The sequence below is a fragment of the Pseudoflavonifractor sp. BSD2780061688st1 E11 genome (genome assembly GCF_005844125.1).
In the GTDB taxonomy this organism is placed as follows: Bacteria; Bacillota; Clostridia; order Lachnospirales; family Lachnospiraceae; genus Sellimonas; species Sellimonas catena.
In genome coordinates, this window is record NZ_SPHM01000009.1 from 49,706 (window position 1) to 63,301 (window position 13,596).

Below are 13,596 nucleotides of genomic sequence, written 5' to 3' on the forward strand. Positions count from 1 at the left end.
AGATAACTATGGAAGGGCGTGAGGATAGCGGCCATGCCCTTCCACCCTGTTGGAGGTGAGGATGATGGTGGTAACGCTGGAAGAGATGAAACAGTATCTTCGGGTTGATTATGAAGATGATGACCAGTTGATTACGGGTTTTATAGCATCGGCGGAGCAGCTTTGCCGGGATGTCCTCCGGGCTGATGAAACAACGGATTTGGAAAAGGATGGGACCGTAAAAATTGCTGTCATGTATGCAGCCGCATATTTCTATGAACACCGGGAGGAAGCGGACCATCATGATTTGGCTCTGACAATCCGCTCCCTTCTGTTTGGCTCAAGGAAGGAGGCTTTCTGATGAAAATTGAACTGCTGAATGTCAGGATTTTCATATCAAAGAGTACGGTGGTCACCGATGCCATCGGAAACCGCCGGAATGAATGGCAGCCTTTCTATACCTGTTATGCGACGGTCAGCGGCGAGGCCGGGAAAGAACAGACTGACGCAGGGATGGTGGTGGATGACTCCAATATTGATTTTACGATCCGCTGGTGCAAAAAGGCGGCTGAAATTGATAGTACCCATTTCCGGGTGGAATTCAATGGGGAGCTTTACAACATCGCCGCTGTGGATCATATGAACTACAGGCGCAAGAGTATCAAGCTGTCCTGTGAGAAAGTGAGGCGGTAGCGATGGGAAGGAAAATTTCTATCAGCCAGCTTTCCGCTGCTGTAATGGAGCAGCTGAACGAGTACGCAGAATTGGCCACGGAGGATATGAAGGACGCGGTGAAAAAGGCAGGTACGGCTGTCCGGAAGGATATTGAAGCCAGCGCACCAAGGAATACCGGGGACTACGCAAAAAGCTGGGCTGTGAAAACCACAAAGGAAAGTTCCAATGCCCTACAGGTAACCGTGCATTCACGGAACCGGTATCAGCTTGCTCATCTGCTGGAGTATGGCCATGCGAAGCGTGGCGGTGGCCGGGTAGCTGCAAGGCCCCACATTGCTGCTGCGGAAGAGGCTGGAATTGAGCAGCTGGAGCGTGAGATTGAGAGGAGCCTGACAAATGGATGATTTGGTGAAACTTTTGGAGGAAACGGGCATCCCTTTTGCCTATGACCACTTTGCGGAAGGGGAATCCCCCGATCCTCCGTTCATCTGCTACCTTCTGCCCCAGAGCGATAACTTTTCCGCAGACGGGAAGGTTTATCTGAAGGTCAGCAGTGTGAATATCGAACTGTACACAGACAGCAAAGATTTGTCTGTCGAACAGAAACTGGAAGCCGTGTTGGATACGCACGGTATATTTTATGACAAAACAGAGGTCTGGATCGAGAGCGAGAAACTCTATGAAGTCCTCTACTCGTTTGAAATGGAGGTTTGATTTTTATGGGAAACAAGGTCAAGTATAACTTGAAAAATGTCCACGCTGCAAAGCTGACCGAGACGGATTCCGATGGCACGACCACCTTTTCGTATGCGGAGCCGAAGGCAATCCCCGGCGCAGTGAGTATCAGCTTGGATGCAGAGGGTGAAACCAGCCCATTCTATGCGGATGGTATTGTTTACTTCCGTAGTGTGACCAATAACGGTTACAGCGGCGATTTGGAGATTGCCCTGATCCCGGAGTGGTTCCGCACGGAGATCCTTCAGGAGAAGCTGGATGCAAAAGGGGTGCTGGTCGAAAACAGTGGAGTCGGCGAGAGTGTGAAATTTGCCCTGCTTTTTGAATTTGACGGGGATGTGAACGCTATCCGCCATGTGCTATATAACTGTTCTGCCTCCCGCCCGTCTATCGAGTCGGAAACGAAGGAAGATACGATTGAACCGGGTACAGAGACACTGTCCATTACCGCCGATCCCCGTTCCGATGGGCTGGTCAAAGCCAGAACCGGCGATACAACAGATGCCGGTACTTATGCGAATTGGTATAAGGCAGTGTACACACCGACTGAAGATGAACCGGAAGAAACAACTGGTCAGGGAGGTAGCGTATGATCAAGCGTGAGATAGAAATCAGCGGGAAGAAGGTGCCGTTCCGTTCCTCTGCCACGATCCCCCGCCTGTATCGGGCGAAGTTTAAGAGGGATATTTTCAAGGATCTGTCCAAGCTGGAAAAATCCTATAGGGGAAAGACGGAAAACGGTGAGGAGCTGCAGATCGAGGACCTGGAGATTTTTGAGAACGTGGCCTATGTGATGGCCTACCATGCGGACAACAGCATACCGGCGAACATAGAGGACTGGCTGGATCAGTTCGATATGTTCTCCATTTATGAGGTGCTGCCGCAGATTCTGGAACTGTGGGGCGAGAACCTTGTGACGGATGTGACGTCAAAAAAAAGATTGGCAGAAGTGAGCGGGAAATGACCACGCCGCTGTTCCTTCTGCGAAGCGTGGAACTGGGGATTTCCATCCGGGATCTGGATTTGCTTACGATTGGGCTGGTTCTGGATATGTGGACGGAAAAATCCAATGACGGCGTGAAATATAAGCGGCTTGCCACTCAGGAGGACTTCGATAAGTTCTGAGGCAGCATCGGTTAGAAATAATCGGTGCTTTTTTCATGCTCGGAGCAATCCGGGCTTTTTTCATGCCCATTTTTAAGGAGGTGAGGGTTGTGGCGAACCGGATTAAGGGTATCACAGTTGAGATCGGTGGCGATACCACAGGGCTTGATAAGGCGCTGAAGAGCGTCAATTCTTCTATCACGAAAACACAGTCTGCCTTAAATGATGTAAACCGTCTGCTAAAACTCGATCCTTCCAATACGGTGCTGGTGGCGCAGAAGCAGGAACTGCTGGCTCAGGCGATAAGCCAGACGGAAGAAAAACTGTCGGCTCTGGAAGCCGCACAGGAGCAGGTGGCCGCAGCCTTTGCCCGTGGGGATATTGGGGCGGATAAGTATCAGGCGTTCCAGCGGGAGATTGAGGAAACCCGTGGAAAGCTGAACAAATATAAGGCTGACCTTTCCGATTTGCAGACAGAGCAGGATGCCCTTTCCCAGAATACCGCACGGCTGGAAAAACTGTTTGCTGCTACGGGAACGGAAGTCGATGACTATGCGGATGTCCTTGGCAGTCGGCTGACCTCTGCGATTAAAAATGGTACGGCGAATTCTGACCAGCTGCGGACGGCCCTTGAGAAGATCGGAAAGTCTGCCACAGGAGGGAAAGCCGATATCCGCCAGCTGACGGACGCTCTGGACACGGTGGATGACGGGCAGGCGATCCAAAACCTGATCCAGCAGTTAAGAGAGGCCGGAGACGCTGCGGAAAATACAGCGGACGATGTGGGCCAGATTGCTGAAAACACGAAAGGCGCTGCGCTGATGCAGGCAGCGGATCAGCTGTCTGCCGTGGGCGATAAGATACAGGAAATCGGGGATAAGGCACTGGATGCCTATACCGATACCGAGAACGCCGTGACCAAGGTGAATGCTTACTTTGGAGAGACGGGACAGGCAGCGGAGCAGTCCGCAAATGTCATTAAAAACGTGTACTCTGCCGGTGTGGGCGAAAGTATGGACGCTGTGGCCAATGCGGTTCTGATGGTCAAAAAGAACCTTGGGGATTTGAGTGAAACCGATCTGACCAACCTGACCCAGCAGGCGATCACTTTAGAGGAACTGTACGGCATTGACATGAATGAGACCCTTCGAGGCGTCAATTCCCTCATGCAGCAGTACGGTCTGACCGCTCAGCAGGCGATGGACTACATCGTGGTGGGTACCCAGAACGGTCTGGATAAGACCAATGAACTGGGGGATAACCTTTCCGAGTATGCGGGTAAATTCGCACAGGCCGGGTATTCTGCCTCGGAGTATTTCCAGCTGCTGGACAATGGTCTGAAGAACGGCGCTTACAACCTTGACAAGGTCAACGATGCCATCAATGAGGTCACCACCCGTCTGGTGGACGGCACCATTGGGGAGTCCATCGGCATGTTCTCCACGAAAACACAGGAGCTGTTTACCTCTTGGCAAAATGGCGGTGCTACCCAGAAACAGGTCATTGACTCCATTGTGGCGGATATCGCCGGGTGTACGAATCAGCAGGAAGCCTTAAACCTTGCGGCGCTGGCCTTTGGTACGATGGCCGAGGACGGGAACCTGAAATTCATCACGTCCCTGACCTCGGTAGGAAGTACCTATGATAGCGTGAAGGGTTCCGCACAGGGCCTGTTTGATGCAACGACCACGCCCATGCAGGAGATGGAGTCCAACACCCGAAAGCTGCAGCAGTCCCTTGTCCCTCTGGGAGAAAAGCTGGCGGAGATCGCCAATACGATCCTGCCGCCACTGGTCAGTGTGATCCAGACGGCGAGCGGATGGTTTGCGCAGCTGCCGGGGCCGGTGCAGAACTTTATCGTCATTCTTGGCGCTTTGCTGGCAGCCTTTACGGCATTGACTCCGGTGATTGCGGCCTTGGCGGTGTCGGTAGGTGCATTGAATATCTCCCTCCTACCGATCATTGCCGTGATTGCGGCGGTAGCGGCAGCCATTGCCGGGATTATCGCCATCATCCAGAACTGGGGTGCCATCACGGAGTGGTTTGGAAACCTGTGGAATACCATCTGCACAGGGATCGGCACCATGATCGAGAGTGTGAAAACGTGGTTTTCAAACCTCTGGACACACCTGCAGAATGTCTGGAACGGCATCTGCAACGTGGTGCAGACCGCAGTGATGCTGCTTGGCTCCATCATTCAGGGAGCCGTGGACATCATCACGCTGCCTTTCCGGTTTATCTGGGAGAACTGCAAAGACATCGTTGTTTCTGTATGGGACAGTATTAAAAATACGGTCAGTTCCGTGCTGTCGGCCATCTCCGGTGTGATCTCCAGCATCATGGGAGCGATCCGTAACGTCATCAGTTCGATCTGGGACGCCATCAGCAGCAAGGTATCCGCAGTGGTGAACGCCATCAAAAATACAGTGACCTCTGTCTTTAATGCCATTAAGTCCGTAGCTTCTTCGGTTTGGAATGGCGTCAAGTCGGTCATTTCAACCGTGGTTGATGGAATTAAGAGCAAGGTTTCCAGTGTGTTTAATGCGGTAAAGAGTACCGTGACTTCCGTATTCAACGGAATCAAAAGTACCGCCACCACAGTGTGGAATGGGATTAAGACCGCCATCACGAAGCCGATTGAAGCGGCAAAGAATACGATCAAAGGGATCGTGGATAAGATCAGCGGCTTCTTCTCCGGCATGAAGCTGGAGCTGCCGAAGATCAAACTGCCGCATTTCAAGATCACGGGTAAGTTATCTCTTGCTCCGCCGAGTGTTCCCCACCTGTCGATTGACTGGTATAAGGAAGGCGGTATCATGACGAAACCGACCATCTTTGGCATGAATGGCAGCAGCCTGATGGCGGGTGGTGAGGCTGGCCGGGAAGCGGTTCTTCCGCTCAAAGGCTTTTACCAGCAGCTGGATCAGATGATCTCCAGCTATCTGAATACCAGTGCTTTGGAGAAATATCTGGCGATCATTGCGGAGAACAGCAGCAAGGGGCTGTATCTGGATGACGGGACGCTGGTGGGGCATCTGCTCCCCGCCATTGACAGCGGCCTTGGGAAAACACAGAAACTGCAAAGGAGGCTGAGCCTATGAGGGCAGACGTAAAAATCAACGACCGTTGGATGTATGCGATGGGCTGGCTCCGGGAGGAGATTGACTTTCCCACGCCGCAGTCGCAGACCAACACGGTTGTGGTACCGGGGCGCAATGCTCCGATCCGCTTTACGGAGGCGCTTGGGCGGGTGTCCTACCAGCCCCGGAGCTTTTCGATTACCTTATCCATGTTGGGGAGCCGGGAAAAGTTTAATCAGAGGAAAGATATTCTCGCCAATCTCTATGCCGGACAGCTGTGCCACGTGATTCTTAGTGAGGAGCCGGAGCTATATGCCGTTGGTACCTTGGAACTGGAACCCGCCTATGATCCCCTCACCGGAAAGGGGCAGATGATGCTGTCCTGCTCGGACGGAGATTCCTACCGGTATCACACAGAAGAAACGGAGGTCTCCATTACCGGAGGCGGCACGGTGATCCTGAACAATGACTACATGCCTGTCGTACCCACGGTAGTAACGACAGCGGAAACAGCACTGAGCTGGAGCATTGGCTCTGATACCTTCCGCAAATCCGTCAGCGCCGGGACATGGACGTTCCCGGAACTGGAACTGCAGGAAGGGCAGAACTCGCTCAGCATTACGGGAGAAGGAACGGTCACCTTCCGGTACCGGGAGGGACGCTTATGAGCTTATTCCGAGTTTTTGTAGATGACCAGTTATTTTACCACCCACACCTGTCCCAGCTTTCCATCACGGAGGCGAAGGTGCAGGAGGATGCGGAGAATATCGACAGCCTGACCCTTTCTGCCCCGTTCAACCATCCCTATCTTTCTTCCATTCAGCCGATGGCTTCGACCATTGTCTGTAAGAAGGATGATCTCACGGTCTTTGAGGGGAGGGCTTTGGATGACGGCACGGATTTTTATAACACCCACACATGGACGTGCGAGTCCTGCCTTGCGTATCTGAAGGACACCATGCAGCCTCCATTTTCCTATCAGGGGCCGCTCCGTGGGCTGCTGGAGCAGTTCCTCTCTGTGCATAACGCTGCGGTGGAAGAAAAAAAGCAGTTCACCCTTGGCACGGTGACAGTGACGGATAACAACGATTATATCAGCTACAGCAATTCCGACTATTCGGTAACAATGGATGCCATACAGGACAAGCTGGTCAAGACACACGGAGGCTACCTGCAGGTGCGTTATACCGAGAATGGGAAGGTGCTGGATTATCTGGAGGACTTTCCAGACCGGTCGCTGCAGACCGTGGAGTTTGGCAAGAACCTGACGGATGTGAAGATCACCCGTGACCACACGGAGCGGGTAACGGCGCTGATCCCGCTGGGGGCGAAGCTGACGGAGACGGATGAGGAGGGCAACGAAACCGAGACGGACACCCGGCTGGATATTACAGCGGTGAACGATGGAAAAAACTACGTGTACGATGAAGAAGCAGTGAAAGAGATCGGCTGGATCTGGACGACCGAAGTCTGGGAGGATGTGACACTGGCGGGAAACCTGCTGCGCAAAGCCAAGGCCCGGATCGCAGAACTGGCCAAAGGCGTCACCAGCATGGAACTGACCATCGTGGACGAGTCCGATACGGGTGCGGATATCGGGGACATCCGGGCAAGGATGTATGTCCGGTGTATTTCCAAGCCACACGGGATTGACGGGACATACCTGTGCCTGAGCCGGACACGGGATTATCTTGACCCTTCCGGCAATACCATCACCATCGGGGCGGCAGGCGTCCGGCTGACTTCCCAGTCTGCGAAGCAAGACCAGAACATCACTTCCATTGAGGATGACCTGCTGGGGCAGACTTCCAAGATCGAGGTGATTACGGGGAAAGTGGATCAGATCAATGCCCAGAAGATGTACCGGACAGAACTGGTGGTGGATGGGGTGAACATCTTCCGGGATAAGGGACAGAAAAGCATCCTTCGCTGCCGGGTGTATTCGTGGGATAAGGAGATCACGGATACCCTTCCGGCCAGCAGCTTTGTCTGGCACCGGAATTCCGGCCGGGAAGACCTTGATGCCGACTGGGACAGTTCCCATACGGGCATGAAATCCATCACAGTCACCACGGAAGATGTGACGGACAACGCATCATTTTATTGTGAAATCACGATTTAAACAGGAGGAGACGAACATGGCAATTTTGACTTCCAGCCAGCAGACCTTTGTGGATATCACAGACCAGAGGAAACTGTCGGCCTATATCACATCCAATCTGCCGAAGTCGCAGATTGAAGACCCTAACGTGCTGCCCCATACCTATGCGCCGGACTGGGCCAGCACACCTTTGACCCTTACCCCGGTGGTGTTCCTTGACCAGACCAATCTGGCGCTGGACGCATCGGGGCTAACGATCTCGTGGAAACGAAAGGAAGGAAATGGAGCGGAAGCGGCTCTGACCTCCGGGGAAAGCGTTTCCAAAGGCGTCCTGACGGTCAATGCCAATAAGCTGGCGGCAGCCACTTCCGGGATGCTCACCTACCTTTGCTATATCAGCTATTACGACTCGGAGACGAAGAACACGGTCAATATCTCCGCTGATATCACCTATACGCTGATCCGCAACGCACAGAACGCCAAGCTGGCCTATCTGTCTGCGGACACCTACGTGTTTAAGTATGATTCCAATTCCTCTCTGGTTGGGGCCAAGCAGGCTACCCTGACGGCGCAGGTGCAGGGAGTCACCATTACAGCATGGCAGTATAAGGACAGCACCGGGGCATGGAAGGATTATCCCACCACATCAGACAACGCCAGCATTTCCGGCGGCACTTTGGTGGTCAAACCAGAACATGCGGTGTTCTTTAACGGAGTAGCCCAGATCAAGCTGGCCACCGATGACCCGGATGTGTATGATACCACTTCCCTGACAAAGATCTATGACGGTTCTCAGGGGGAGCCGGGTGCGGCAGGAACGGGCGGGCTTTCCGTCATCCTTGGAAATGAGGCCCAGAATATCGCTTGCACTTCCGGCGGTCTGGTAGCGGCGGCTACGGAGGTGACCATTCCCTTTATGGGTTACTTGGGCATCAATCAGACTGCCTGCAGCTGTACAGTAGGAACGCTGCCATCTGGGGTGACGGTGAAAAGCAATACCGCTGCGACCGCTTCCAAGGCCGGATCGGTGGTACTGTCTTTTGCTGCCAATGCGACCCTCGGCGGTGCAACCGTTCTGAATGGTACGATAGACCTGACCTTTACAATCTCCGGGGCCTCCGTGGTAAAGAAGTTTGCATGGACAAAGTCAAATAAGGGCAGCAACGGAGCCAGCGGTGCCAATGCAATCGTATTCTCTGTGTATGCGCCGGAAGGCACTGTTGTCATTAACCAGTCCGGCAGCCTTGCGTTGGCGGCAGTTGGCTATGACGGCGCTTCAGAGATTACCACGGGAGCTACCTACCAGTGGGCGAAATACATAGGTGGTGAGTGGGAGAATATCACAGGAGAAACGTCCTCCACCCTGTCGGTATCAGGGGCGGATATCGTGAACATCCAGTCCTACCGCTGTACCATGACCTATAAGGGTAATACCTATGAGGATGTGATCACGGTAGAAGATAAATCCGACCCTTATGTATCGGAGATGCTTTCCATCGGAGGTTTTACGGTCAAGAACAATCTCGGCGGTGTGGTGCCTTATGTGATCGTCCGTACCAACCAGAAGGAAGTCGATCCGCTGCTCGGCAGTATCTCGGAGACGGTTCCGTCCAATCCAGAGGAAGGTGACTTCTGGTATCAGGTGGATCACTCCAGCCAGACGGTGACCCTGATGAAGTATACCGGTACGGCTTGGGCGGCTGCTACAGAAAAGCAGTCGCTCACCTACACATGGTATGCGCAGGACAAGGACGGCCATGCGGCGGAGTTTGATAAGACCGGGAAGGTGATCTACCTTTCCGCTGCGGACATCGACAGCATCCTGACGCTGCAGTGTGATGTATCGAATTAACTGGAGGTGATCGCATGGCGCTCATCACCAGCTGTCAGGCTACCTTCCAGAACTTCTCCGGTTATGAGGATGATATTGCTTCCTTGGAGGAAAACATCCGGGAATGCTACTCCGAGATCACGAAAACCTCAGAGCAGATCAACATGTCCGTGCGGGAAGAATTCATTTCCCGCTCGGAACTGGAGACCATCCAAAAGGATTTTGAAACCAGTATCACCCAGAACAGCACAGAGATCCGGATGGATTTCACGGCCATTACGGATGAGATTAAAGAAAACGTCTCTACGAACCAGCTGCTCTTGGAGGAGTATATCCGGTTTAAAGGGGCGCTCATTGAACTGGGGAAGGTCGGGAACGCCTTCACGGCCGAACTATCCAACGAGGAACTGGCCTTTAAAGAGAATGGGCAGAAGATCGCCTATATCTCCAACCAGAGCCTTGTGATTACCAATGCGGAGATCCGCAACAAACTGTCCCTCGGCAACGAAAGCCGGGGATGGTTTGATTTTATACCGAGAAACAACGGGAACCTTTCGATCAAATGGAGAGGCCCGGTTTAAAACGCTGATGATGGGAAGGGGTGAGAACGATGGCATCCAGCGGCAGTTTTTCCGGTTCCATCCGGGATGGCCACTATAAGCTGCGGGTGGACTGGTCGCAGAGCAAGAATGTCTCTGCCAATACGTCTACGATTACCTGTAAGCTGTATCTGGTGAATGACTGGAGTTTAAATATCAGTGGGAGAAGCGACAATACCTGTACCATTGACGGATCAGCGCAGACGTTTTCTTCTCCGGCGATCAGTAGCACAGGGACACACCTTCTGGGAACCGTATCGAGAACGGTCAATCATGCCAGCGATGGTGGAAAGTCTTTAACGATTTCCGCAGTGTTCCAGATCCGGGCTACCTTAAGTGGGACGTACTATGGGACAATCTCAGCCAGCGCCAACATCACGCTGGACAGCATCCCACGTGCCTCCAGTGTATCCGCCGCGAATATGACGATGGGGACAGCCGGAAAGATCAATATCAGCCGTGCTTCCTCGTCATTTACGCATACGCTGACCTATTCTTTTGGAAATACCAGCGGAACGATTGCGACCAAGACAACGGCTACTTCCGTATCATGGACGCCAGCCCTTTCTCTCGCCAGCCAGATCCCGAATGCGACCAGCGGTACCTGCACCATTACCTGTACGACTTACAACGGGAATACGAATATCGGCTCCAAGACCTGTACGTTCAGTTTAAGTGTCCCGGCAAGCGTGAAACCCACCATCTCCAGCCTTTCTGCCTCCCGGATTGACGGGGAGGTGCCAAGTACATGGGGACTTTATGTGCAGACCAAATCAAAAGTCAAGCTGACCATCAACGGGGCGGCGGGAAGTTATGGCTCCACCATCAAGTCCTATTCCATTACGGGCGGCGGGTACAGCGGTTCAGCCTCTACGCTGACCACAGGTTTCCTCAACAATTCCGGCACCATTACCTTTAAAGCAACGGTAACCGATTCCAGAGGACGGGTATCGGCGGAGGCTTCCGTTTCGATTACGGTGACGGCCTATTCCCCGCCGTACTTTAATTCCTCCCTGTCCCAGAGGTGTCTAAACAATGGGACGCTGGATGATGACGGGACATACATCCATGCGATGGTATCCTTTGGCTATTCCACCTGCAGCGGGAAGAATACTCTCAAGACTTCCGTCCAGTACAAGCAGGTGTCTGCGGAGCAGTGGACGGACGCCGGGGTGACCTTTGCCTCAAATACAGCTTTCACTTACGGCAAAGGACAGATCTCTACGGAGACCTCCTATGATGTGCGCTACACCTTGGAGGATGCGTTTTCCACCATCTCCGTGCAGGAGATCGTCTCCACAGCTGCCGTGGTCATGGACTTTAAGAGCGGCGGCAAAGGGGTAGCCATCGGGAAGGTGTCGGAAAGGGATAATACCTTTGAGGTGGCCGAGAACTGGGATGTGAAAGTCTATGGGATGCTGCTGAAGGAATACATCCAGCAATTTGCAAAAACGATGTATCCGGTAGGTAGTATCTATATGAGTACCAAATCTACCAACCCCTCCACCTACTTTGGAGGTACATGGGTGGCTTGGGGCAGCGGCCGGGTGCCGGTGGGAATTAACACATCGGACAGCAACTTTAATACGGTGGAGAAAACCGGAGGCGCCTCTACGGTGGCATTGACTACAGCGCAGATGCCAAGCCACTCCCATGCCAAAGGTTCACTGGCTACAGCGACTGCCGGGGCGCACACGCACAATATACAGAACCAGAAAGCCGCATGGGGTACGAACAGCGGGAACAGGGTTCTTATTGATGCCACGTCCGGGTATACGGCAGTCACCAATAAGACCACGACCTCCGGAGGGGCGCATACGCACACCATTTCCGGCTCCACTGCGGCTGCAGGTTCCGGCAGCGCCCATAATAACCTGCAGCCCTATATCGTCTGCTATATGTGGAAGCGGACAGCATAACTTTATATTTTCTGGGAATCAGCGACTACTCTTCGGAGCAGCCGCTTTTTTCATATCAACATTTCAAAGGAGGAACGCACCATGAAAGAATTCTGGAACACCATCCAACTCATCTTTTCCGCTGTGGGCGGCTGGCTGGGATATTTTCTTGGAGGCTGTGACGGTTTGCTTTATGCCCTCATTGCCTTCGTGGTGATCGACTACATCACAGGTGTGATGTGCGCCATCATCAATAAACAGTTATCCAGCGAAGTCGGCTTTAAGGGAATCTTCCGCAAGGTACTGATCTTCCTGCTGGTCGGGATTGCGAACATCATCGATGTGCAGGTGATCGGAACCGGGGCGGTTTTACGGACAGCGGTGATCTTTTTCTACATCTCCAATGAAGGCGTGAGCCTGCTGGAGAATGCGGGACATCTGGGACTTCCAATCCCGGAAAAGATCAAAACGGTATTAGAGCAGCTCCATGACAGAGCAGAAAACGGAAAGGAAGGTAATGAATAATGGCTTACACAAACAGTTCCCTTGTATCTTACACAAAACTCAGCCCCAACCACTCCGGGCAGAGGACACATTCCATTGACCGGATCACGCCCCATTGCGTGGTCGGCCAGCTGACGGCAGAGAGCATCTGCGGATGCTTTACCAGCCCGTCCAGAGAGGCCAGCTGTAATTATGGTATCGGAAAGGATGGGAAGATCGCCCTTTGCGTGGAGGAAAAGAACCGCTCCTGGTGTTCTTCCAGTAACGCCAACGACCAGAGGGCTGTCACTATCGAGTGTGCCAGCGATTTGAATCATCCCTACGCAATGACCACCGCCGTTTACAATTCCCTTGTAAAACTGTGTACGGACATCTGCAAGCGGAATGGGAAGAAGAAACTGCTCTGGCTGGGGGATAAGAATAAGACGCTGAATTACTCGCCGAAGTCTGATGAGATGGTGCTGACCGTCCATCGCTGGTTCGCTAACAAGTCCTGTCCGGGGGACTGGCTGTATTCCCGCCTTGGGGATCTGGCATCCAAGGTAACGGCGGCACTGGGAGGTTCCTCTTCTGGATCTGCGACTTCGGCCTTATACCGTGTCCGTAAAAACTGGTCGGACGCCAAGAGCCAGAAGGGAGCTTTTAACAATCTGGATAACGCCAAGAGATGTGCGGATTCCAATGCGGGATATTCCGTGTATGATGAGAGCGGAAAAGTTGTTTACACCGGAAAGCAAACCGGCTCTGGAAGTTCCACTGGTTCCTTCCTGGTACAGGTAACAGCAACCGACCTGAATATCCGCAAAGGCCCCGGTACGAATTATGCCAAGACCGGCAAGTATACGGGGAAAGGCGTATTCACGATTACTGAGGTAAAATCCGGCACAGGGTCCACCGCAGGCTGGGGGAAACTCAAGAGCGGCGCTGGTTGGATTTCCCTGGATTACTGTAAGCGTCTTTAAGTAAAGAAAAGAGGAAGAATGGGCTTGCCCGTGGGCTGCGCGATAGTTGCATGGCCTGCGGGCCTTATTTTTTTGCCTGCGATACCCCCTCAAAGCACTGGGAAAATCTCCGTATTCTGAAGGAGGCA

Annotated in this window: 15 protein-coding genes; all 15 read left to right on the plus strand. The window is 53.0% G+C overall.

Annotation, left to right across the window (positions count from 1 at the left end; genetic code table 11):
• Positions 1-61: 61 nt before the first annotated feature.
• The 15 genes from FGQ85_RS05855 (at position 62) to FGQ85_RS05920 (ending at position 13,468) form a co-directional block, all read left to right on the plus strand.
• Entirely contained in the window at positions 62-340 is a 279-nt protein-coding gene (locus FGQ85_RS05855) for a head-tail connector protein (RefSeq protein ID WP_330394118.1), read from the plus strand.
• Positions 340-672: a phage head closure protein gene (locus FGQ85_RS05860; RefSeq protein ID WP_138372905.1), complete on the plus strand. Its 333-nt coding sequence runs from the start codon at positions 340-342 to the stop codon at positions 670-672. Before FGQ85_RS05855 ends, FGQ85_RS05860 begins: the two co-directional genes overlap by 1 nt.
• A gap of 2 nt (positions 673-674) precedes the next feature.
• A complete protein-coding gene (locus FGQ85_RS05865; RefSeq protein ID WP_138372906.1) occupies positions 675-1,058 on the plus strand; it encodes an HK97 gp10 family phage protein in 384 nt (127 codons plus the stop codon).
• Positions 1,051-1,368 (plus strand): hypothetical protein, encoded by a 318-nt coding sequence (locus FGQ85_RS05870; RefSeq protein ID WP_022335812.1) that lies wholly within the window; start codon positions 1,051-1,053, stop codon positions 1,366-1,368. Before FGQ85_RS05865 ends, FGQ85_RS05870 begins: the two co-directional genes overlap by 8 nt.
• Positions 1,369-1,373: 5 nt before the next feature.
• Positions 1,374-1,982: a major tail protein gene (locus FGQ85_RS05875; RefSeq protein ID WP_022335811.1), complete on the plus strand. Its 609-nt coding sequence runs from the start codon at positions 1,374-1,376 to the stop codon at positions 1,980-1,982.
• A complete protein-coding gene (locus FGQ85_RS05880) occupies positions 1,979-2,353 on the plus strand; it encodes a hypothetical protein (protein WP_138372907.1) in 375 nt (124 codons plus the stop codon). Before FGQ85_RS05875 ends, FGQ85_RS05880 begins: the two co-directional genes overlap by 4 nt.
• A complete protein-coding gene (locus FGQ85_RS18305) occupies positions 2,350-2,514 on the plus strand; it encodes a hypothetical protein (RefSeq protein ID WP_171027895.1) in 165 nt (54 codons plus the stop codon). The genes FGQ85_RS05880 and FGQ85_RS18305 overlap by 4 nt, the downstream gene beginning before the upstream one ends.
• 89 nt (positions 2,515-2,603) lie before the next feature.
• On the plus strand, positions 2,604-5,594 hold the full coding sequence (locus tag FGQ85_RS05885) for a phage tail tape measure protein (RefSeq protein ID WP_138372908.1): 2,991 nt from the start codon (positions 2,604-2,606) through the stop codon (positions 5,592-5,594).
• Entirely contained in the window at positions 5,591-6,241 is a 651-nt protein-coding gene (locus FGQ85_RS05890) for a hypothetical protein (protein WP_138372909.1), read from the plus strand. The genes FGQ85_RS05885 and FGQ85_RS05890 overlap by 4 nt, the downstream gene beginning before the upstream one ends.
• Positions 6,238-7,695, plus strand: coding sequence for a phage tail spike protein (locus FGQ85_RS05895; protein WP_138372910.1), 1,458 nt, complete (start codon positions 6,238-6,240; stop codon positions 7,693-7,695). Before FGQ85_RS05890 ends, FGQ85_RS05895 begins: the two co-directional genes overlap by 4 nt.
• Before the next feature lie 16 nt (positions 7,696-7,711).
• A complete protein-coding gene (locus FGQ85_RS05900; protein ID WP_138372911.1) occupies positions 7,712-9,526 on the plus strand; it encodes a hypothetical protein in 1,815 nt (604 codons plus the stop codon).
• A 14-nt stretch (positions 9,527-9,540) separates the two neighbouring features.
• Positions 9,541-10,086, plus strand: a complete 546-nt coding sequence (locus FGQ85_RS05905; protein ID WP_138372912.1) for a hypothetical protein — start codon at positions 9,541-9,543, stop codon at positions 10,084-10,086.
• Between the two features lie 29 nt (positions 10,087-10,115).
• Positions 10,116-12,023, plus strand: coding sequence for a DUF859 family phage minor structural protein (locus FGQ85_RS05910; protein ID WP_138372913.1), 1,908 nt, complete (start codon positions 10,116-10,118; stop codon positions 12,021-12,023).
• 81 nt (positions 12,024-12,104) lie between these two features.
• Positions 12,105-12,527: a phage holin family protein gene (locus FGQ85_RS05915; protein ID WP_022335486.1), complete on the plus strand. Its 423-nt coding sequence runs from the start codon at positions 12,105-12,107 to the stop codon at positions 12,525-12,527.
• Positions 12,527-13,468, plus strand: coding sequence for an N-acetylmuramoyl-L-alanine amidase (locus FGQ85_RS05920; RefSeq protein ID WP_138372914.1), 942 nt, complete (start codon positions 12,527-12,529; stop codon positions 13,466-13,468). The genes FGQ85_RS05915 and FGQ85_RS05920 overlap by 1 nt, the downstream gene beginning before the upstream one ends.
• The last annotated feature ends 128 nt before the right edge of the window (positions 13,469-13,596 follow it).

What these genes read in the sequence shown, in the direction of transcription:
- FGQ85_RS05900 (WP_138372911.1), top strand. Translation starts at nt 7,712, where the DNA reads ATGGCAATTTTGACTTCCAGCCAGCAGACCTTTGTGGATATCACAGAC.
- FGQ85_RS05870 (WP_022335812.1), top strand. Translation starts at nt 1,051, where the DNA reads ATGGATGATTTGGTGAAACTTTTGGAGGAAACGGGCATCCCTTTTGCC.
- FGQ85_RS05890 (WP_138372909.1), top strand. Translation starts at nt 5,591, where the DNA reads ATGAGGGCAGACGTAAAAATCAACGACCGTTGGATGTATGCGATGGGC.
- FGQ85_RS05865 (WP_138372906.1), top strand. Translation starts at nt 675, where the DNA reads ATGGGAAGGAAAATTTCTATCAGCCAGCTTTCCGCTGCTGTAATGGAG.
- FGQ85_RS18305 (WP_171027895.1), top strand. Translation starts at nt 2,350, where the DNA reads ATGACCACGCCGCTGTTCCTTCTGCGAAGCGTGGAACTGGGGATTTCC.
- FGQ85_RS05920 (WP_138372914.1), top strand. Translation starts at nt 12,527, where the DNA reads ATGGCTTACACAAACAGTTCCCTTGTATCTTACACAAAACTCAGCCCC.
- FGQ85_RS05860 (WP_138372905.1), top strand. Translation starts at nt 340, where the DNA reads ATGAAAATTGAACTGCTGAATGTCAGGATTTTCATATCAAAGAGTACG.
- FGQ85_RS05855 (WP_330394118.1), top strand. Translation starts at nt 62, where the DNA reads ATGATGGTGGTAACGCTGGAAGAGATGAAACAGTATCTTCGGGTTGAT.
- FGQ85_RS05905 (WP_138372912.1), top strand. Translation starts at nt 9,541, where the DNA reads ATGGCGCTCATCACCAGCTGTCAGGCTACCTTCCAGAACTTCTCCGGT.
- FGQ85_RS05880 (WP_138372907.1), top strand. Translation starts at nt 1,979, where the DNA reads ATGATCAAGCGTGAGATAGAAATCAGCGGGAAGAAGGTGCCGTTCCGT.
- FGQ85_RS05910 (WP_138372913.1), top strand. Translation starts at nt 10,116, where the DNA reads ATGGCATCCAGCGGCAGTTTTTCCGGTTCCATCCGGGATGGCCACTAT.
- FGQ85_RS05915 (WP_022335486.1), top strand. Translation starts at nt 12,105, where the DNA reads ATGAAAGAATTCTGGAACACCATCCAACTCATCTTTTCCGCTGTGGGC.
- FGQ85_RS05895 (WP_138372910.1), top strand. Translation starts at nt 6,238, where the DNA reads ATGAGCTTATTCCGAGTTTTTGTAGATGACCAGTTATTTTACCACCCA.
- FGQ85_RS05875 (WP_022335811.1), top strand. Translation starts at nt 1,374, where the DNA reads ATGGGAAACAAGGTCAAGTATAACTTGAAAAATGTCCACGCTGCAAAG.